Annotated in this window: 16 protein-coding genes; 13 read left to right on the forward strand and 3 right to left on the reverse strand. The window is 47.4% G+C overall.

Translation table 11 applies throughout. The features are described from left to right. The first annotated feature begins 78 nt into the window (after positions 1-78). Genes DXE44_RS07780 through DXE44_RS07795 form a run of 4 tightly spaced genes read left to right on the forward strand, consistent with a single transcriptional unit; the run spans position 79 to position 7745 of the window. On the forward strand, positions 79-4248 hold the full coding sequence (locus DXE44_RS07780; RefSeq protein ID WP_197712866.1) for a YhdP family protein: 4170 nt from the start codon (positions 79-81) through the stop codon (positions 4246-4248). A 4-nt stretch (positions 4249-4252) separates the two neighbouring features. Next, positions 4253-5086, forward strand: a complete 834-nt coding sequence (locus DXE44_RS07785) for a carbon-nitrogen hydrolase family protein (protein WP_114653937.1) — start codon at positions 4253-4255, stop codon at positions 5084-5086. Between the two features lie 24 nt (positions 5087-5110). Then, entirely contained in the window at positions 5111-6601 is a 1491-nt protein-coding gene (tldD, locus tag DXE44_RS07790) for a metalloprotease TldD (protein WP_114653938.1), read from the forward strand. A 19-nt stretch (positions 6602-6620) separates the two neighbouring features. Continuing rightward, on the forward strand, positions 6621-7745 hold the full coding sequence (locus DXE44_RS07795) for a 3-deoxy-7-phosphoheptulonate synthase (RefSeq protein WP_114653939.1): 1125 nt from the start codon (positions 6621-6623) through the stop codon (positions 7743-7745). Between the two features lie 54 nt (positions 7746-7799). Here DXE44_RS07795 and DXE44_RS07800 read toward each other — a convergent pair whose 3' ends face one another. Beyond that, entirely contained in the window at positions 7800-8363 is a 564-nt protein-coding gene (locus DXE44_RS07800; protein ID WP_114653940.1) for a cob(I)yrinic acid a,c-diamide adenosyltransferase, read from the reverse strand. A 26-nt stretch (positions 8364-8389) separates the two neighbouring features. Between DXE44_RS07800 and DXE44_RS07805 the strand changes: the two genes are divergently transcribed. The 5 genes from DXE44_RS07805 to proC are packed head-to-tail and all read left to right on the forward strand — an operon-like array spanning position 8390 to position 13911. Continuing rightward, entirely contained in the window at positions 8390-9895 is a 1506-nt protein-coding gene (locus tag DXE44_RS07805) for an FAD-linked oxidase C-terminal domain-containing protein (RefSeq protein WP_174221143.1), read from the forward strand. Then, positions 9895-11043 (forward strand): glycolate oxidase subunit GlcE, encoded by a 1149-nt coding sequence (gene glcE, locus DXE44_RS07810; protein WP_114653941.1) that lies wholly within the window; start codon positions 9895-9897, stop codon positions 11041-11043. Before DXE44_RS07805 ends, glcE begins: the two co-directional genes overlap by 1 nt. Before the next feature lie 8 nt (positions 11044-11051). Then, complete coding sequence (gene glcF, locus DXE44_RS07815; protein ID WP_114653942.1) at positions 11052-12329, forward strand: glycolate oxidase subunit GlcF; 1278 nt, start codon at positions 11052-11054, stop codon at positions 12327-12329. Then, the gene (locus DXE44_RS07820; RefSeq protein ID WP_114653943.1) at positions 12329-13054 is read left to right on the forward strand and encodes a YggS family pyridoxal phosphate-dependent enzyme; all 726 of its coding nucleotides are present in this window, start codon (positions 12329-12331) and stop codon (positions 13052-13054) included. The genes glcF and DXE44_RS07820 overlap by 1 nt, the downstream gene beginning before the upstream one ends. Continuing rightward, complete coding sequence (gene proC, locus DXE44_RS07825) at positions 13051-13911, forward strand: pyrroline-5-carboxylate reductase (RefSeq protein WP_114653944.1); 861 nt, start codon at positions 13051-13053, stop codon at positions 13909-13911. The genes DXE44_RS07820 and proC overlap by 4 nt, the downstream gene beginning before the upstream one ends. On the opposite strand, the gene ubiA is transcribed toward proC, so the two are convergent. Both ubiA and recG read right to left on the reverse strand, forming a co-directional pair. Continuing rightward, the gene (gene ubiA, locus DXE44_RS07830; RefSeq protein ID WP_114654400.1) at positions 13897-14748 is read right to left on the reverse strand and encodes a 4-hydroxybenzoate octaprenyltransferase; all 852 of its coding nucleotides are present in this window, start codon (positions 14746-14748) and stop codon (positions 13897-13899) included. The genes proC and ubiA overlap by 15 nt on opposite strands. Before the next feature lie 47 nt (positions 14749-14795). Next, positions 14796-16883 carry an ATP-dependent DNA helicase RecG gene (recG, locus tag DXE44_RS07835; RefSeq protein WP_114653945.1) on the reverse strand — a complete coding sequence of 696 codons (2088 nt, stop codon included), beginning with the start codon at positions 16881-16883 and terminating at the stop codon, positions 14796-14798. A 30-nt stretch (positions 16884-16913) separates the two neighbouring features. On the opposite strand from recG, the gene queA reads away from it, so the two are divergent. The 4 genes from queA (at position 16914) to secD (ending at position 21472) form a co-directional block, all read left to right on the forward strand. Next, complete coding sequence (gene queA / locus DXE44_RS07840) at positions 16914-17960, forward strand: tRNA preQ1(34) S-adenosylmethionine ribosyltransferase-isomerase QueA (RefSeq protein ID WP_114653946.1); 1047 nt, start codon at positions 16914-16916, stop codon at positions 17958-17960. Then, positions 17957-19114: a tRNA guanosine(34) transglycosylase Tgt gene (tgt, locus tag DXE44_RS07845; RefSeq protein WP_114653947.1), complete on the forward strand. Its 1158-nt coding sequence runs from the start codon at positions 17957-17959 to the stop codon at positions 19112-19114. The genes queA and tgt overlap by 4 nt, the downstream gene beginning before the upstream one ends. 146 nt (positions 19115-19260) lie before the next feature. Further along, on the forward strand, positions 19261-19587 hold the full coding sequence (yajC, locus tag DXE44_RS07850) for a preprotein translocase subunit YajC (protein WP_114653948.1): 327 nt from the start codon (positions 19261-19263) through the stop codon (positions 19585-19587). A 25-nt stretch (positions 19588-19612) separates the two neighbouring features. Continuing rightward, a complete protein-coding gene (secD, locus tag DXE44_RS07855) occupies positions 19613-21472 on the forward strand; it encodes a protein translocase subunit SecD (RefSeq protein ID WP_114653949.1) in 1860 nt (619 codons plus the stop codon). The last annotated feature ends 2 nt before the right edge of the window (positions 21473-21474 follow it).

The following is a 21474-nucleotide window of genomic DNA, read 5'->3' on the forward strand; positions in this document are numbered from 1 at the left end:
TTCTCTATGTTAATCCGACTCTAAGTTGAAACTGCAGAAGCTTGGCGAGCAAGCAAGGGCTGACGGATAATAGAGCCTATGCTTCGAAATATCATCCGGACTCGCCTGCAAAGCGTGCTTCAAAAACGCCCACCAGGTTCTGACGGTCGTTGGCGTAAGCGTGCACTCATTCTTGCTGGTATCACCGTGGCTTTTTTTGTACTTGGCCATCTTGGGGTGCACTTCATTCTCTGGCCTCAGATCGAAAAATCTAAGCCTACCTTAGAGCATTTGATGAGTACGCGCTTAGGCGCCAATATCACGATGGATGACGTACAAGTATCTTGGACCGGAATTCGTCCGAGTTTTGCAATTCAGGGCTTGCGATTTAATAGTACAAAAACATCGACCCCACCCCTATTCATTCGAAACATCAAGGGGCAGCTTAGCTGGCTATCTTTTTATCACTTAGTCCCGTATTTTCATGAGATCACATTTGATCAAGTTGAACTTTACGCACAACGAGATGCAAAAGGTGCGATCTCGATTGCTGGAATTCCCATTCACAGCAAAGAGAATGATTTTTCTGCCGAAAATTGGTTGTTCGCCCAAAACGACATAAAAATTAACAACGCCAAAATTTTTTGGGAAGACCAGCAAAGTCGAAAGTTAAAGACTTCAATAAATGTTCAAAGCATCCATCTAACAAATGGTATTCGCAGACATGAGGGTCAATTAATTGCCCAGACACCTTGGAGTCCAAGCACGATTCGCCTGCAAGCTGACTTTGTACATCATCTTGGCGGACAAGAAGGTGATTGGCGAGATTGGATCGGCAGTTTTTCATGGGAGCTTGATGAGCTCAACCTCAACCAAATTTCCAAAGATCTTAGCCTTCCACTTTCCGACCTCGGTGGCCACATCAACTCCAAGGGGAGTATCAAACTCGATAGTGGGAAAGCCGATGATGGGCAAATCTTTTTGGTGGCCGACAATCTCCGAGTCCAGTTAAATAAAGGCGAAGATCCCCTTGAGTTCGGCAGACTGGAAACCAATCTAGCGCAGGGAACAGACGGCGGCCTAAATTCCATCACAACAAAAACTTTGGCATGGCGCACTATAGATAGCCCTAGCAATGCCCCTCTTGAAAAATTAAGTCCGATTACTTTCCGCTGGCGCACTCCAAAAGATGGTGGCGAGATCACAGAGTTCGGTTTTTCCTCACCCAAAATACAAGTAGAAGATATTGCACTCTTCGCACTCAATCTTCCTCTGCCTAAAAAAATACACCAGTGGATCAAGATTTCTGAGGCAGATGGCGAGCTGCAGAACTTGGATATCAATTGGTCTGAAAAAAAATCTGCTTTTTCCACTTTACCCGTTCCGGGAAATTGGTTTTCTGCCAATAGGCTTGATTACACCATCAACGCAAAACTCAACGAGATTAGCTTTACCGGAGTAAACAAATCGATGCCATCAGCCTCGAATTTGTCCGGCAGCTTAGTCGGTGATCAAAAGCAGGGTAGCTTCACACTAGACTCATCAAATCTTGAACTGGAGATGAATGATTTTTTATCTGATCCAGAGATTCAATTAGACCGTGCAAAAGGCGCTATTAGTTGGTCCAAGCAAAAAGGTGGTTGGCTCATTAATGCCAAGAAAATGCAGTTGAGTAACTCCGAAATCACCACTAATTTTGATCTCAGCTACCTTATTGGGGCGCCTAAGCAACCTGATCAAATGACGTTGGATATGGAATTCGTTAAGGCCAAATTAGCGACAGCGCATCGCTATCTGCCCGTTGGAATGGATAAGGATAGTCGCATCTATCTCAGTAAAGCTTTTGAGGCTGGAGAGATTCAGAATGGTTCTCTCCACATCAAGGGAGATCCTGATCAAGTGCCCTTCCCCACAGGAACGACTGGCGAGCTTACCCTTCATTTACCTTTTTCAAAGGCTATCTTTAAGCCGGCACTCCTGTTACCAAGAAGCCAAGGGGTTTGGCAAGCCTTCAACAATGTCAGTGGCAACATTGACATGAAGCAAGCAATTTTGAATATTGATATCGATAAAGCCAACTACAAAAAAGTGGTGCTTACGAATGTCAAATCAAAAATCCCCAATCTCAGTGCCAAAAATTTGACTTTACTCCTTGGCGGCTCTGTTGAGGGTGATGGCTCTGAAATCTTGGACTATCTATTTGCGTCTCCAGTAGGAGTGCGGCAAGCCAACCTAGCCAAGAACTTCACATTAAAGGGTCCAATTAGTCTGGGTCTTGATTTAAAAATTCCACTCTCTGGAAGTGATGATGTTAATTTCGATGCAAAAATTAACCTCACCGGAAATCAAGCTCAATGGGGGCAGACCCCCCCCCTGCAGAACCTAAAGGGTAAGGTACGCATTACCGAAGTCAATCCTGAGTTTGAAAATGTCACTGCAAACTTTTTAGGCGGAGCCTTGAAAATTGCAAGTGCGCCATCCGCAGCAGGAAATACTAGCTTCACTATTGGGGGTGACATCAATGCAAGCTTCATTAGAGAATACATTTTAGGAAATTTAAAATCTCCAGCGCATCCAGCGCTACTAACTGCAATAAGCGGATCAGCCAAATATGAAGGCTTGATTAACTTTAATAAAGCAGGAAGCCAAACCAATCTGAAATTTGACTTACGCAATTGGGCAAGCACTGCTCCCGCACCTGCCAAGAAATTAGCAGGGACCCCCATGCTGGGTGAACTCAGCTTAAGAACTCACTCAGTTGGTAAAGATAGTTCAGTATGCGCAGATTGGTCTGGAAAATTAGGGGACCAATATTTTGTCCAAGGAAATCTCAATTTCGCGAATGAAATCAAAAACGCTATAGGAGTAGGGTCCCCAGCACCATTGCTACAGGAAGGCACTTCGCTTCAGTTAGTCAGCAATGAACTCGATCTTGATCAATGGGTAGAGTTTTTGGGGAAAGGAAAGTCAGCTAATAAAGCGAGTTGGGCTAAACAGTCTGACGCCCCTGAGGAAGATGTCCAAATATCCGCTCAAGTAAAAAAATTAATTGCTCTAGATCGCGAATGGACGGATGTCGGCATGCAGTCCCAGAAAAGAAACATGGTCTGGCAACTGAGATTAAATGCGCCTCAAATTGCTGGCCAAGTGCAATGGCACCCTAGCAGCAACAATCATCCGAGCGGCTTGATTTCTGGAAAACTCACGCGCCTGAAAGTACCAGATCAGCGCATAGCTCCGGACTTACTCAATAAGGAAGATGGCCCACAAAAACCATCTCCACTGAAGACCCCCGTCAACCCCAATGCGATTCCCAGTTTAGATTTAGCAATTGATGACTTGAGCTGGACCAAGGCAAAACTGGGTACAGTAAAAATTAAATCCAGAACTAGTCAGGACCTCATGAAGGTCGAGTCTATTCAGATTAATAATCCCCAAGGCAACTCCATCATCAAAGGTCAATGGAGCGCCAAAACTCCAAACGTCGCGGAACAGAGTTCTTTCACTGCGAATGTGAACATCGAAGATGCCGGACAAATTATTTCTCATTGGAGCAACTCTAAATCGATAGAAGGTGGTGAAGGAAAGCTCACTGCTTCACTCTCCTGGTCAGGATCACCCTTTTCACCAGCCTACGATTCATTGGCTGGCGATGTCAGCATCAATCTGGCAAATGGTCGCTTGCTCGAAGTCAATTCCGATGGTGCGAAATTACTGGATGTCCTGAGCCTACAAAGCTTGTTTAAGTTTGCCACTTTGGACTTAAAAGGCAGTCTGGGCAACTTGGTCGCCAAGGGTACGCCATTCAACTCAATTAATAGCAATTTTGAGGTCGCACAAGGAATTGCACAAACTAAGCAATTCACGATGATTCTGGATCAGGCGCGTGTTGCAATGACAGGCCAAATTAACGTGCCCAAAGAGACCCAAGATTTACGCATCACCATCTTCCCAACAATTGATGCCACAGCGGGCTCATTGGCGGCATTTGCGATTAATCCCATCATTGGACTGGGGGCGGTCATAGGTCAATACCTCATTACCAATCAAATTAATCGCAATATGCAAACGGATTATTTAATTCAGGGTTCTTGGGATAATCCAGAAGTGATCCCGCTCGATCAGAAGGGTCAACCGCTTGATGCAAAAACACTAGAAACGATTCGCACGAAAAATCTTCTGAAAGAGCAAAGCAAACCTAGTTCGCCAAACTCTGCGCCCGCAAGCCCGCCCGTAAATCAAGGTATCTCCACCCAAACTCCAGGCTAAACAGATGAACTCACTAAGAAATACTTCTGAACTCAGTATGGCCTCGATACAAATGGTATCGACCCCTAACCTCAGTGAGAACCTTGAGGTTGCCGCAAGCTTGATTAAAGCTGCTGCAGATTGCGGCTCTCAGCTGGCTGTACTGCCAGAATATTTTTGCTTAATGGGCTTGAAAGATACGGATAAGGTAAAGGCACGAGAAGCTACCGGATCAGGTCCAATTCAAGAGCGCCTTGCAGCTATGGCCCAGGAAAATAATATTTATCTCGTCGCCGGAACCATTCCTCTTGAGGCGAAAGAATCCAACAAAGTTCTCAACACCTCACTAGTATTTGATCCTCTGGGTCAGCCAATCGCTCGCTACGACAAAATCCATTTGTTTGGCTTTCAAACTGAAACTGAGCGTTACGAAGAATCGGAAACGATTGCGGCAGGCAGCCAACCAGGTCAATTTGCAATCAGGATCAATGAAGTCGACTGGCGCTTTGGCTTAAGCATTTGCTATGACCTACGCTTTCCAGAGTTATACCGCGCCCTTGGGCAAGTCGATTGCCATATCATTCCAGCCGCATTTACCTACACAACCGGCAAGGATCATTGGGAGATCCTCCTGCGTGCACGTGCTATTGAAAACCAATGCTATGTACTAGCTTCTGCTCAAGGTGGTTTACACCTCAATCAACGTCGAACCTGGGGTGAGAGCATGCTCATTGACCCTTGGGGTGAGGTCCTAAGCAATCTCCCTGAAGGGGAGGGTTTTATTCAGGGCAAACTGAGCAAAGATAAATTAAAAAAGGTACGCTCTAAGCTACCGGCACTAAAACACCGCAAGCTTTAATACAGAAAGTTCAGCTAAATCAAGATGAGAGCACCCGAAGCATTATTTCCAAGCGATTGGACCAAGCCCAAGAAGCAGGCCGACCTTCTTAAGTTAGCGAAATCGATTCTGTTGGAACCCACTGGCCTCTCCGAGCAGGATTTGCACCACACCTTTGGCAATATGTTTACGCACCAACTCGACGATGCTGACCTTTACTTCCAGCACACCCGTAGTGAGAGCTGGAGCCTTGAAGAAGGCATTATCAAACTTGGTAGCTTCAGCATTGATCAAGGTGTTGGGGTGCGTGCAATTTATGGAGATAAAACCGCTTTTGCATACTCCGATGAAATTAATCTAGACGCTCTTAATAAAGCAGCCAAATCCACTCGTGTGATTGGGCCCCAAGGTGGCACTCGCGCTGTTGCAAGCAAAATATTTACGCCCGTATCCAATGAACTCTACTCAGACTTAAATCCCCTAGACTCACTCGCGCCGCAAGAAAAAATTGCGCTACTTGAAGGGATTGAGCGTCGCGCAAAAGCGCGAGACCCACGCATCATTCAGGTCATGGCCAGTCTGGCTGGTGAGTTTGATGTGGTGCTCGTGGTTCGGGCAGATGGCTTGTTAGCTGCTGACATACGTCCGCTAGTACGAGTATCAGTGCACGTGATTGCAGAGCAAAATGGTCGCCGCGAGTCTGGATCTTCGGGTGGCGGTGCTCGTCATGATTATCACTACTTCAATACAGAGCTCATTAATCAATATGTTGATGAAGCTGTGGATGGCGCCCTGATTAATTTAGACTCTCGCCCCGCTCCAGCTGGCCCAATGACAGTAGTCATGGGGCCAGGATGGCCTGGAGTCTTATTGCACGAAGCGGCAGGTCACGGCCTAGAAGGCGACTTTAATCGCAAAGGCTCTTCTGCATTTGCTGGCTGCATTGGGCAGCGCGTTGCCGCTAAAGGTGTCACCGTAGTAGACGATGGAACACTTTCTGGTCGTCGCGGCTCACTCAATATTGATGATGAAGGTACGCCCACCCAGTGCACCACTCTGATTGAAGACGGCATTTTGAAGGGTTACATTCAGGACAGCCTGAATGCCCGACTCATGAATATGCCCCTCACCGGCAACGGACGACGGGAGAGCTTTGCCTCTTTACCGATGCCTCGGATGACCAATACCTACATGATGGCTGGCAAAGATGATCCTCAGGAGATCGTAGCCAGCATTAAACGTGGTCTTTACGCAGTGAACTTCGGGGGTGGCCAAGTCGACATTACAAGCGGAAAGTTTGTCTTTTCAGCTTCCGAGGCCTATTGGGTAGAAAACGGCAAAATTCAATACCCCGTTAAAGGCGCCACCATCATCGGTAGCGGCCCCGAATCCCTAAAACAGGTCTCTATGATCGGAAATGACCTGAAATTAGACGGTGGTATCGGGGTTTGTGGCAAAGAAGGTCAGAGCGTCCCTGTAGGGGTTGGACAGCCAACTTTACGTATCGACAGCCTGACTGTCGGAGGAACTGCTTAATACAGCTTAAAATAGCCGTATGAGCCAACAAAACACTAATCCCGCAAACTGGTACGCTGCCGTCGACAAAACGTCAGACACAGATGATCAACGCATTCACAACATTACTGTTCTGCCACCGCCAGAGCATTTGATTCGCTTTTTCCCAATCTCGGGAACGCCGACCGAGGCATTGATTAGCAAAACGCGTAAAAAGATTCGCGACATCATTCATGGAAAAGATGATCGCTTGTTAGTCATTATTGGGCCTTGCTCGATTCACGATCCTCGCGCTGCTGTTGAGTACTGCCAACGACTACTTGCTGAGCGCGATCGTTTTGCAGGCGAACTTGAAATTGTGATGCGCGTCTATTTTGAAAAGCCACGCACAACAGTGGGTTGGAAAGGTTTAATTAATGATCCGTTCTTAGACGAGAGCTATCGCATTGAAGAAGGTTTGCGCATTGCCCGTCAAGTCTTGATGGAAATTAATCGTCTTGGCATGCCTGCAGGTAGCGAATTCTTGGATGTTATTTCTCCACAATATATTGCCGACCTCATTTCTTGGGGCGCCATCGGAGCACGTACAACTGAGAGCCAAGTTCACCGTGAACTAGCATCAGGTCTTTCTGCACCAATCGGATTTAAGAATGGTACTGACGGCAATATCAAAATCGCCACCGATGCGATTCAGGCAGCTAGCCGCCCACACCACTTCTTATCAGTACATAAGAACGGTCAGGTTTCTATTGTGGAAACTAAGGGCAATAAAGACTGCCACGTTATTTTGCGCGGCGGTAAAGAGTCAAACTATGAAGCGCAGTATGTTCAAGCAGCCTGCTCCGAGCTAGCAGCAGCAAAGCTTCCAGCCAGTTTGATGGTTGACTTGTCGCATGCGAACTCCAGTAAAAAACATGAGCGTCAAATTGTAGTGGCAGAAAATATTGCCGAGCAAATTGAATCTGGTTCAAATCAAATTTTTGGAGTGATGATTGAGAGCCACCTGAATGATGGTGCGCAAAAATTCACGCCTGGAAAAGATGATCCAAATAAGTTGGAATATGGCAAGAGTATTACTGATGCCTGCATTAACTGGGAAGATTCAGTCAATGTATTGCAACGCCTAGCATTAACCGTAAAGAATCGCAGAAAAGCGAAGAAATAAGATGTAAGAAAATAAAGCAAAGATGCTTTATTAATTCAAAAAGAGACTATTTATTTAGTCTCTTTTTTTGTGCTTCCAGAGAACATCTTGGCCGCCCGCCGCACGATTGAGAACACGCGCTAATACAAATAACAAATCGGATAAGCGATTGACGTATTGACGAGGAGCATCGTACAGAGGCTCTTCCCAACCCAAACGCACAATCGAACGCTCGGCACGCCTGCAAACTGTTCGACATACATGAGCCTGAGCGGCGGCACGTGTCCCACCTGGGAGAATGAATTCAGTTAAGGGGGGCAAAGTTGCATTGTATTTTTCTAGCCAAACATCCAGCTGGGCCACATGCTCTGGTTTGAGCAAGGTGTAATTAGGAATGCAAAGCTCGCCACCCAGGTCAAATAAATCATGCTGCACTTGCAAAAATAAAGCTTTTAACTCCTCAGCAAGACCCTCAGGGATCGATTCAGTCATCAAAACACCGATTTCGGAGTTCAATTCATCTACATCGCCCATGGCGCAGATGCGCAAATGATCCTTTTCTACTCGGCTACCATCGCCAAGCCCGGTCATGCCAGCATCACCAGTTCTAGTGGCTATTTTTGAAAGTCGATTTCCCATGAACTAATTATAGGTAAATGGCTAAAATGATTCTTATGAATATGGTGACCCCACCCCCCGAGCTCGCGGCCATTGCCGCCCTTCAATCCAAATTGGTATCGGCCTTGCGCCCCATTCTCCCAGAGCATGCTTTGCTTTGGGAGCCTGAGGACACAATTCCCTATGAATGTGATGGTCTAGCGGCCTATCGACGCATGCCCCTAGCAGTAGCATTACCGGAGACAGAGGAGCAGGTTGCCCAGATCCTAAGGACCTGCTTTGAATTGCAGGTGCCTATCGTTCCGCGTGGATCTGGCACTGGCTTATCCGGTGGCGCCATGCCCATTTCCCAAGGCTTAGTGCTCTCGCTAGCCAAACTCAAAAAGATCATTAGCATTGATCCCTTCACCAGAACTGCGGTTGTGCAGCCTGGTGTTCGCAATTTAGCCGTCTCGGAAGCAGTTGCTCATCTTGGTCTCTATTACGCTCCAGACCCCTCCTCACAGATTGCCTGCTCCATTGGTGGCAATGTGAATGAAAACTCTGGTGGTGTTCACTGCCTCAAATACGGACTGACGCTTCACAACGTACTCAAAGTTCGCGGCATTTTGATGAACGGTGAAATCGTAGAATTTGGCAGCCTTGCACCAGACTCTCCAGGACTCGATTTATTGGCAATTGTGATGGGTAGCGAAGGCATGCTTGCAGTAGTGACTGAAGTCACAGTCAAACTCATTGCTAAGCCAAAATTGGCTCGCGTCATCATGGCCAGTTTTGACGATATTGAAAAAGGTGCAGATGCAGTTGCAGCCATCATCGCTGCCGGCATCATTCCTGCCGGCTTAGAAATGATGGATAAAGCCACTACTCGTGCAGTAGAGGAATTTGTTCATGCGGGGTACGACCTTGATGCTGAGACCATTCTCCTGTGTGAGTCCGATGGCACGCCTGAAGAGGTTGCAGAAGAAATTGAACGCATGACCAAGGTGCTTGAACTAGCAGGTGCTAGCGGTATTCAGATTTCTCAAAATGAAGCGGAGCGCTTGAAGTTTTGGAGTGGCCGCAAAAATGCCTTCCCCGCAGCTGGACGCTTAGCGCCTGATTACTACTGCATGGATGGAACAATCCCCCGCAGAAATATTGGCACTCTACTCAGACGCATTCAGGTTATGGAAAAGAAATATGGCCTTGCTTGCTTGAGTGTATTTCATGCGGGCGATGGCAATATGCATCCACTCATTTTATTTAACGGTGCCGATCAAGATGAGTGGCATCGTGCGGAAGAGTTTGGTACTGAAATTTTAGAAGCCTGTGTCGAGCTCGATGGCACGATTACTGGTGAGCATGGCGTTGGAATTGAAAAGATTAATTCCATGTGCGTTCAATTTGGTGAAGGTGAACGTGAATCTTTCTGGGGAGTTAAGGCCGCATTTGACCCTGAACGATTATTAAATCCTGATAAGGCTATCCCCACATTAAATCGCTGCGCTGAATATGGTCGTATGCGTATTAGTGGTGGAAACTTGCCGCATCCTGAGTTGGAGCGCTTCTAATGTCCACATCCAACAATATGGCTATTGATTTATTTCGCGAGCAAATTCTGGCAGCGGCCAAAAACAAAACACCCCTATCAATTGAAGGTGGTGGCACAAAGTCTTGGTATGGCAATACCAATTCCTATGCCAAGTTAGATACTCGCCCCTACTCTGGCATCTTGGAATACCAGTCTGAAGAATTAGTGATTACAGCTTGTGCTGGCACGCCATTAAAGGAAATTGAAGCAGCTCTGGCTGAGAAAAACCAAGTGCTGGCTTTTGAGCCACCCCATTTTGGTGATAGCGCAACTTTTGGTGGCGCCATAGCTGCAGGCTTGGCAGGGCCTGGCCGTATTAGCGCTGGCAATTTACGTGACTTTGTTCTTGGTGCACGCGTCATGGATGGTGAAGGCCAGGACTTATCTTTTGGCGGCAAGGTGATGAAAAACGTGGCGGGATATGACGTCTCACGTTTATTGCCCGGATCCATGGGAACCTTGTCACCATTACTCGAGGCCTCTGTAAAAGTGCTACCAAAGCCAGCAGCAACAGCCACCTTACGCTGCCAGCTCAGCCAAGAAAAAACTTTGCACCTCTTAAATGAATGGGCTGGGCAACCCTTACCACTCTCAGCTAGTTGCTGGATTGGAAGCCCAGCAGGTGGCGATGGTGAACTGACTATTCGTCTCGCTGGTGCTGCTGCCGCTGTTCAGGCTGCGATTCCGCTGATGAATGCAGCTATCGATGCTGTTGAAGTGGATCCGGTAATTGCACAAAATTTTTGGAGTGATCTACGTGAGCAGCGCTTAACTGCTTTTACAAACCTAGATAGTGCCGACACACTCTATCGCTTAGCCCTACCAGCCGCATGTGGTCCACTAGCAATTGAAAACGCCGTTGGCGATATTGCTTTGGAGTGGCATGGACAGCAACGCTGGGTTAAAGCGCCTGGCGATGATGCTACTTTTGCATCCATCAAAGCATTAGCTAATACTAATGGTGGACATGCAACACGCTTTAAGCAAGGAAGTAGTGTTGACCCAAGCAAGCAACGCTCTACCCTTCTGAGTGAGCAAGCGCACTCAACTGCTTTAGAGGCAGTACAAGCACGCCTAAGAGCCGCCTTTGATCCAGCAGGCGTATTTGCTACTTCACGCCTTCCTTAAGTCTTTATATGCAAACTCAACTAGCTCCCCAATTCGCCAATACTCCTGAAGGCATAGAGGCCGCCAGGATTCTTGGAAAGTGCGTGCACTGCGGCTTCTGCACTGCTACTTGCCCTACCTATCAAATTCTGGGCGATGAACTCGATGGCCCACGTGGTCGCATCTACCTCATCAAGCAAATGGCTGAAGGGCAAGCGCCGACTGAAAAAACACGTATGCATTTAGATCGCTGCTTAACTTGCCGCAATTGCGAAAGCACTTGCCCAAGCGGCGTGCAATACGGCAACTTAGTGGATATTGGTCGCAAGTGGGCAGAAGAAAATACTCCTGAGCGTCCTCTTGGCCAGCGCCTAACCCGCTGGGCTTTAAAAGAAGGTTTAACCAGTCCTACATTATTTAATTCAGCGATGGCAATTGGTCGCTTAGTCCGTCCACTGATGCCGGCCGGTATCCAACGCAAGATTCCGGAAGCTAAAAATAAAGCACTCAATACAAATACAGATCCCCATGCAAGGCCACAGGCTAGCCACTCTCGCAAGATGCTATTGCTTGAGGGTTGCGTCCAACCAGGCATGCTTCCCAATATTAATTCGGCTACTGCGCGTGTTTTAGATGCACTCAAGATCCAGCTCATTAGCGCGCCTAACGCCACATGTTGTGGCGCATTGCGTTACCACTTAAACGATCAAGCTGGTGGCCTTGATAACGCCAAACAAAATATTGATGCTTGGTGGCCACAAGTTGAACAAGGTGTTGAAGCCATCGTCATGACTGCATCTGGTTGTGGCGTAATGGTTAAAGACTATGGTCATTTATTTGCAAATGATCCGCAATATGCAAGCAAAGCAAAGAAGATCTCTGATCTCACTAAAGATATTTCAGAAATCTTGCCGGCGCTTGAGAGTGAGTTGATTTCTCTAGTAGGTAGCAATCCTAAGCCTGGCGTAGTGTATCACCCACCCTGCACACTTCAACATGGTCAACAAATTCGCGGGAAGGTAGAAGGTCTGCTAGCTAGCATTGGTATTGGCGTGCGCTTATGTACCGATAGCCACCTCTGCTGTGGTTCTGCAGGCACCTACTCTGTAACCCAGCCAGAACTCTCAGAGCAGTTACGCAATAACAAGCTGACCCACCTCAATGCCGCTTGCGAAGAGTCTGGTGCGAAAGTTATTGTGTCCGGAAATATTGGTTGCATCACCCATCTTCAGCAAGATGACACCCCAGTGCTGCATTGGATCGAGATTGTTGATCAACTGATCAGTCAACAAGGCCAGACTAGATAATGAGTCAAGTAACTACCAGCCTGATGTTGGTAAGGCGAAGGCTAGAGCTGGCAGCGCTAGCAGCAAAACGTGAGCCGGAAGATATTCAACTGCTTGCGGTGAGTAAAACCTTTCCAGCAATAGCCGTTGAAGAGGCCATGCATGCCGGCCAAACTGCCTTTGGTGAGAACTATGTTCAAGAAGGTGTTGAGAAAATTCAACAACTTGCGAAGTTGCGTCCTTGGCTAGAGTGGCATTTCATTGGTCCACTTCAGAGCAATAAAACGCGTGATGTCGCAGAATATTTTGATTGGGTACACAGCATTGACCGCCTCAAAATTGCAGAGCGTCTTTCCGCTCAACGCGGAGAATTTCCTGATCTGGGTGAACTGCAAGTCTGCGTTCAAGTTAATGTAAGCGAAGAAGAGTCCAAAAGTGGGATAGCGCTTGAGGAAGTCGAAACGGTTTGTGATGCCGTTGCCAAACTTCCCAACCTGGTACTTCGTGGACTGATGGCTATCCCCGCGCCCAGCGATGATGTGAGCCAACAGCGCCGAGCCTTTGCTGCCGTTAGAGAGTGTTTTGTCGGACTTAAGGCAAAACACAGCAATGATCTTGGATATGACTTTTTCGATACCCTCTCTATGGGAATGTCGGATGACATGGAGGCTGCAATCGCTGAAGGCAGCACCATGTTACGTATAGGAAGCGCTATTTTTGGGAAGCGCGATAAGATAAAAGCATGAGCACACAACAAACAAACCAAAATGCCCACATCACCTTTATTGGCGGTGGCAATATGGGTCGCGCATTAATTAGCGGATCACTCACCAACGGTTTTGAAGCCAAACAACTTTCTGTAGTGGAGGCCAATGCGAGCACAGGCCTGCAATTGCATCAAGATTTTGGCGTGCAGATCATTGGCACTTTGGATCAAATTGCTTTTGACTTCTCCAAAAACAATGTTGTAGTTATGGCGATTAAGCCTCAGGACTTCAATGTAGTAGCAAAGTCTTTAAGCGCAAAACTAAAACATGCAACAGCGCCAGGTCCGTTGATCCTCAGCATTGCTGCTGGCATCCGCCTCAAAGATATGAGTCGCTGGCTTGATCACGCACGTTGCGTTCGCGCCATGCCAAATACTCCCGCTCTTATTGGTAAAGGTATTACAGGTCTATTTGCAGATGCTGGCGTCAGCGCATCTGATCGCGCCCTAGCAGAAACGATTTGCAATGCAGTTGGCCAGGCAGTCTGGGTCAATGAAGAAAAACTTATGGATGCTGTTACTGCGGTTTCCGGAAGTGGACCTGCCTATGTTTTTGCTTTCTTGGAAGCCATGCAATCTAGCGGTGAAAAGCTTGGGCTTGATGCAGCCACTGCTCGTAAATTAGCTTATGCCACTTTAGAAGGCGCCACACAGCTTGCCCATAACTCCGATGAGCATGCAGGGGTTCTGCGCGAACGGGTCACTTCTAGGGGCGGTACAACTGCTGCAGCACTCGACACACTCAAGCAACTCGATTGGCATGGTGCACTTGAAAAAGCGATTGATGCTGCAAGTCAACGTGGCAAAGCCATGGGCGATGAACTAGGTAAGACCTAAAAGGATTCCAAGAAATAGGACCCCCCCCAGCCAGTTGTTGTGGCGAAATGCCTTGAAGCAATCCTCACGCTTGCGGGCCGATACCAGTTTCAGGTGATAGATGGCGCAAGTTAAAGCCAGACTCCAACCTACCCAAAAGTAATTATTGAGATTTGCCAGCTGGGCAACCCAAACTTGACTCAGAAATAGCACGCCGTAACTCAGCGCAATTGCGAGTACGTCAAAGCGACCAAAAGTAATGGCTGAAGTGCGCAAGCCCAAACGCAAATCATCATCACGATCAACCATGGCGTAAGCAGTGTCATAAGCAATGGCCCAGAAGATATTGCCGACAAACAGAATCCAAGCCTCAAGAGGAATAAAGCCAAGAACTGCGGCATAGGCCATCGGAATGCCAAAACCAAAGGCAATGCCAAGAACGGCTTGAGGAATCGCAAAGAAACGCTTCGTAAAGGGATAGAGAATCGCAATCGCCAAGGCAAAAAAAGAGAGTTCTTTAGTAAGCGCATTCAAAGGTTGAATAAGTAGGAAAGCTATCAACGCCAGAGTCCCTGCCACCATCAACGCTTCTTTTCCAGAAATCTTGCCGCTGGTAATCGGTCGATCCTTAGTTCTCAAGACATAACGATCAAAATCTTGATCCGCATAGTCATTAATGGCACAACCGGCACTACGCATTAAAAATGTACCCAAGCTAAAAATGATGAGCAGATGGAATTCAGGAAATCCGCCACTCGCCAACCAAAGCGCCCACAAAGTTGGCCACAATAGTAGTAGCGTGCCGATCGGCTTATCTAGACGGATTAAATAGGCGTAAGCAACAATGCGATTGCGCATTAGATCAATCATCTTTCTTTTTAACAATCATGCTCATGATCGCATTATCAAGCTTTTAGAAATTCGGTACGAGAGCCAAGCCAACGCTCTAAATGTCTTTCTACCAACTCCCCATGCTCTGCTAGCAAACGCTCTGCGGCCATCTGGGCCAACTCAATTAACCAGGCATCCCGCTGAAGATCGACAAACCGCAGCATCGCATCACCAGATTGCTTGGCGCCCAATAACTCGCCAGGACCGCGTAGCGATAAATCACGCTCTGCAATGACAAAGCCATCCGAAGTCTCTCGTAAGGTTTGTAAGCGCTCTTTTGCGGCTAAAGATAGAGGCTCTGCATACATCAAAATACAAACAGAATCTGCCGAACCCCGTCCTACACGCCCACGTAACTGATGAATTTGCGCATAACCAAAGCGCTCTGCATGCTCTATCACCATGAGAGCTGCATTGGGCACATCCACACCCACTTCAATCACGGTGGTTGCCACTAAAAGCTGGATTTCATTAGCTTTGAAGGCTGCCATCACCGCAGCTTTTTCTTCACTCTTCAAGCGGCCATGCACTAAACCCACTTTGAAATTTGGCAAAGCTTGTGTGAGCTGCTCAAAACTTTCAACCGCAGTTTGCAATTGCAATACCTCTGACTCTTCAATCAAAGGACAAACCCAATAGGTTTGCAGTCCCTTGGCAAGCCAATCATGCAGGCCACTAATCACTTCATCTCTACGTGCCGCCTTCACCACCTTAGTCGCAATCGGTTTTCTGCCAGGAGGTAATTCATCAATCACAGAAACATCTAAGTCAGCGTAATAGGTCATCGCCAAAGTCCGTGGAATCGGAGTGGCCGACATCATTAATTGATGGCAATAGAACAGCTCCGAGCCAACGTGTTGCTGAATCTCTAGACGCTGCCTCACACCAAAACGATGTTGCTCATCAATCACCGCTAAACCCAACTTAGCGAAGCTCACCTTATCTTGAATAAGGGCATGTGTGCCGATAATGAGTTGGGCCTCGCCACTCTCAATCATTTCTTGGGCAAGTCTTTTCTCTTTAACCTTCAAGCTGCTAGAGAGCCAAGCAATCTTGACGCCTAGGGGTTCAAACCACTCCTGCATTTTGAGGTAGTGTTGCTCCGCCAAAATTTCTGTAGGCGCCATGATGGCAGCTTGATAACCATGATCCATCGCACGTGCAGCAGCTAATGCGGCAATCACCGTTTTTCCACTACCCACATCGCCTTGCAATAGGCGATTCATTGGAAAGGTATTGGATAAATCAGCTCCAATCTCTGCCCAGACTCGGGCTTGAGCACCAGTCAACTTAAAGGGCAAAACTTTAAGTAAGCCATCTTCAATGCTGGTAGTTTTTTTGCTTACCTTACTTGCTGACTGACCCTTTCCAAAACTAGGGGCACGCCTTTCTCTACGAATGGCATGCGCCCGCATTAAAGAAATCTGCTGGGCAAGCAATTCCTCGAACTGCACTCTACGCCATGCAGGGTGTGTGCGCTCCAGCAGAGATTGGGTATTAGCATCGGCAGGTGGCTGATGCAAATAGGCAATCGCATCTTGCAGCGGTGGCCAATCATTGCTTGGCAATATTTCTGCCATGAGTTTGGTGGGCAAAAATTCTGCCAGACTTTCTTTCAGGCTAGCATCCCGTAGGGCTTGTAAGACCGCCTTACGAATAATCGTTTGCGAGACACCTGCACTTGCGGGATAGACCGGGGTCAAACTTGCTGGCAATGGCGCATCTGGCGTTACAGCCCGAACTATAGGGTGAACCATTTCAGGACCTTGATAGCCCTCTCGGACCTCACCTCGAACTCGGACATGGGCGCCAACTGCCATTTGCTTTTGCTGGCTTGGATAGAAATTCAGGAAACGGAGCTGTAGCGAAGCGGTGTCATCTTCAATCGTGACCAAAAGCTGCCTTCTAGGGCGGAACATCACCTGATTTCGAATCACGACGCCTTGAGTCTGAATTGAATGAAAACGTCCTAAGCCCAAAGCCTCCTCGATAGCGAAAAGCTCAGTCTCGTCCTCATAACGGGATGGCAGGTGCAAAGCAAGTGCCATAGGGCTGTTTAAACCCATCTTTTCGAGTGCAGTTGGCGGTCGCTTAGTCGTCATCGTTAAAATCCAATACCTGATGGTAATGCTATGCAACTTTCCGACTTTAATTACGACCTCCCGCCCGAACTAATTGCCCAGCATCCCCTGGCCAATAGAGCGGATAGTCGCCTCTTAGAACTGAATATAGAGGGGGGTAATGTCGCCCAATTGATCGATCGGAAATTCCCAGACATTCTTAACCTTATCAAACCTGGGGATTTAGTCGTATTTAATGACACCAAGGTGATTCCTGCGCGCCTACATGGTAAAAAAGAGACTGGTGGCAATGTGGAGCTCCTCATTGAACGCATCAGTGGCGATCAACAAGCCTGGGTACAAATTAGAGCTTCCAAAGTTCCCAAGACCGGGAGCATTGTCCATGTCTACAACAAAGCGGGTGAAACCTTCCCAGTGGAAATGCTTGGCTGTGATGGCCGCTTCTACGAAGTGCGCTTTTCCGATAATGTCTTTGATTTACTTGATCGCTTCGGTGAATTACCGCTGCCACCGTACATAGAGCATCAGCCAAATCAGGAAGATGCCAATCGCTATCAAACTGTGGTTGCCAAAAACCCTGGTGCTGTAGCAGCCCCTACAGCAGGATTGCACTTTGATGAAGCTATTTTGAAGAAGCTAAATGAGCTTGGAGTTAATCAAGCTACCGTCACCCTCCATGTGGGCGCAGGCACCTTCACACCGGTTCGCGAAGAAGACCTGAGCAAACACAAAATGCACTATGAGTGGTTTTCGGTTCCAGTAGAAACTATTGAAGCAATTAAAACCACTCACAAAACAGGTGACCGAGTCATTGCTGTCGGGACGACGAGTCTACGCGCCTTAGAGAGTCAGGCTAAAAACCAACAAGCCAGTGGCGAAACCAATTTATTTATTACCCCCGGCTATATCTTCAAGACTGTAGATTGTTTGCTTACAAACTTTCATCTACCAAAATCGACCTTACTGATGTTGGTGAGCGCATTTGCTGGTGTAGACAATATCCGCCATGCCTATCAACACGCCATCCAAAATGAATATCGCTTTTTTAGCTACGGCGATGCGATGTTCTTAAGCCGTCCCAACCAAACAAGCACATGACAAAACCCGTTCACTTTAATATTCTCGCGCGTGACTCTGCGAGCCCTGCGCGTCTTGGCCAACTTGACCTTCCTCATGGCAGCGTTCAAACGCCGATCTTTATGCCAGTCGGAACATATGGAACGGTGAAGGCCATGACACCTCGGGATTTGAATGAAGCCAAGGCGCAAATTATTTTAGGTAACACCTTTCATCTGTGGCTACGACCTGGTTTGGATGTGATTAAGAAGCATGGTGGCTTACACCGCTTCATGGGCTGGGATAAGCCCATCCTCACTGACTCAGGCGGCTTTCAGGTCTTTAGCTTGGGAGCGCTGAGAAAAATTTCTGAAGAGGGTGTGACCTTCGCCTCCCCGATTAATGGTGATAAGTTATTCATGTCTCCAGAAGTGTCGATGGAAATTCAGGCGGTACTCAATAGTGACATTGCTATGCAATTTGATGAGTGCACGCCTTACGAAGTCAAAGGACAAGCAACCTCAGAAAAAACTGCGCGCGCTTCACTAGAGATGTCCCTGCGTTGGGGTGATCGCTCCTTAAAACGCTTTCGCGAGCTCGAAACAGGCAATGACCTCTTTGGCATTGTTCAAGGTGGCATGTTCGAGAATTTACGAGAATTCTCCTTGGATGCTGTCAGCCAACAAGGTTTTGATGGCATTGCCATTGGAGGCCTGTCCGTTGGAGAACCGAAACCCGAGTTTGAGCGCATTCTGAATTTCACAGCCCCCAAGCTGCCAGAGCATATGCCTCATTACTTGATGGGGGTTGGGACACCAGAAGACCTCATGCTCGGCGTCAGCCTAGGCATCGATATGTTTGACTGCGTGATGCCAACTCGCAATGCTCGAAATGGCTGGCTTTTTACCCGCTTTGGCGACCTAAAGCTCCGTAATTCAGGCTACAAGGACGATGACCGCCCTGTCGACCCTACCTGCGCCTGCTACACCTGTAAAAACTTCACCAGATCCTATCTAAACCATCTACAAAAGGCGAATGAAATCCTTGGGTCACAGCTTAATACGATTCACAATCTCTCCTACTACCTCCAGCTCATGGAAGAGGTGAGGGACTCCCTTGCCAAGGATCGATTTAGTGCCTATCGCGAGGAATTCCATCGAAATCGTCAGCGTGGCGTAGAGCCTGGACAGGATTAATAGCCCTAGAGCATCAATGGGCACCCCCCTATTGACCTGAAATCAGCCCTCTAAGCCCCATACAGTTTAGAATTGCGGGTTTACGGCTTTGCTTTAAAAGCCTAAAACTGAAGCAGTTTCCAATTAGTAACTGATGGAGGTTTTGTATGTGGATTAGTAACGCTTTTGCCCAGGCTCCAGCCGCGGGTGCAGATTCTGGTGGCTTGATGAGCTTCCTTCCCCTGATTTTGATGTTTGTAGTTTTGTACTTCATCATGATTCGCCCACAAATGAAGCGTCAAAAGGAAACTAAAGCAATGCTTGAGTCTCTTTCTGTTGGCGATGAAGTAGTGACTGTTGGCGGCATCATCGGCAAAGTGACCGCATTGAAAGACCAAGTAGTGACTGTTGAAATTTCTGCTGGCACTGAAGTGCAAATGCAAAAAAGCGCCATTACAACAGTATTGCCAAAAGGCTCAATGAAGTCTGCTTAATAAGCTTGTTTAAAAGTATCTCGATATGAATCGCTATCCCCTCTGGAAATACATAGTCATCCTATTCGCCCTGCTGATTGGAGGACTATATTCATTACCCAATTTCTACGGGGAGGCTCCAGCGGTTCAAGTCTCGTCCGCCAAACCAACCACTAAGGTTGATTTGGCGACACAGTCTCGAGTCGAAAAGATTCTGACTGATCACAACATTAGCAATACTGGCATCTTCTTTGAATCCACAGGCAATGTAGGTTCAATCAAAATTCGCTTCAACAATACCGATACTCAATTGCGTGTGCGTGACTTGCTGCAACAGAAATTGAATATTGATCAAAATGATCCTAATTTCACAGTTGCATTAAATCTACTCTCCAATACGCCAAGCTGGCTCAATGCACTCAATGCATTACCGATGCCTCTCGGCCTTGACTTGCGTGGCGGTGTTTACTTCTTGCTGCAAGTAGATATGAAGGGCGCAGTTCAAAAGAAGGTCACTTCTTTAGCAACCGATATTCGTAGTCAGTTGCGTGACAAATCGATTCGTCAACAAGGGATTGAGCGCGGCCAGGACAGTATTACTTTAACTTTTGGCAACACTGAAGATGCTGAAAAAGCACGTTCAGTGTTGATGGCTAGTCAGCCTGATCTGATCTGGCAAATTAAGCCTACTGGGCTATCACCTAAACTCGTAGGCGAATTTAAGCCAACTGCCTTGAAAGAAATCCAAGACAACGCAGTGAAGCAAAATATCGTGACACTCAATAAGCGTGTGAATGAGTTAGCTGTTAAAGAGCCAGTCATTCAACAGCAAGGTGCAGAGCGCATTGTTGTTCAACTGCCAGGCGTACAAGATACTGCTCGCGCCAAAGACATCATTGGTCGCACAGCAACACTGGAGTCCAGATTAGCTGACCCCATCGTCTCAACTATTGCGATTGGTGAAACCCCGCCCCCAGGAATGGATGTTTTCCGCTTTGGTGAAAACCGCCAAGGCGTATTCAAAAAATCTGTGATCTTTAGTGGCGATCGCATTACAGATGCAAGCGCAGGCTTCGACCAAAACCAACGTCCTGCAGTGAACATTTCTTTAGATGCTGCTGGTGGTCGCGTAATGCAAGAAGTGACCCGTGAAAACATTGGCAAGCCAATGGGCATGATCTTGTTTGAAAAAGGCAAAGGTGAGGTTCTCACAATCGCCACCATTCAAAGCGAGTTTGGCTCCAAGTTTCAGATCACCGGTCAACCAACTACTGAGAGTGCGAATGATTTGGCACTCTTGTTGCGTGCGGGTTCCTTAGCAGCCCCAATGGAAATCATTGAAGAGCGGACGATTGGACCAAGTCTCGGCGCTGAAAATATTGAGAAAGGCTTTAAATCTCTCATCATTGGTTTTACAGCAATCGCTATTTTCATGATTGCCTACTACCTCTTGTTTGGCACTTTCTCAGTTGTGGCACTAGCAGTGAACTTACTGCTCTTAATCTCCGTTTTATCCATGCTGCAAGCCACCTTAACCTTGCCAGGTATTGCTGCGATGGCATTGGCACTGGGTATGGCGATTGACTCCAACGTGTTAATTAACGAGCGTATTCGTGAGGAGCTACGTAATGGCGCTGCACCGCAAACAGCTATTGCTATTGGCTTTGATAAAGCTTGGGCAACTATCTTGGATTCAAATATCACTACCTTAATTGCTGGTCTTGCATTGCTAACATTTGGCTCCGGTCCAATTAAAGGCTTCGCGGTAGTGCATTGCCTTGGTATTTTGACTTCCATGTTTTCAGCGGTCTTTTTCTCACGCGGCCTGGTTAATCTCTGGTACGACAGAGGTAAAAAAATTCAAAAACTCGCTATCGGCCAAGTTTGGCGTCCTCAGGAGAAATAAGT

The sequence above is a fragment of the Polynucleobacter necessarius genome, from assembly GCF_900095175.1.
GTDB classification, from domain to species: Bacteria; Pseudomonadota; Gammaproteobacteria; order Burkholderiales; family Burkholderiaceae; genus Polynucleobacter; species Polynucleobacter necessarius_I.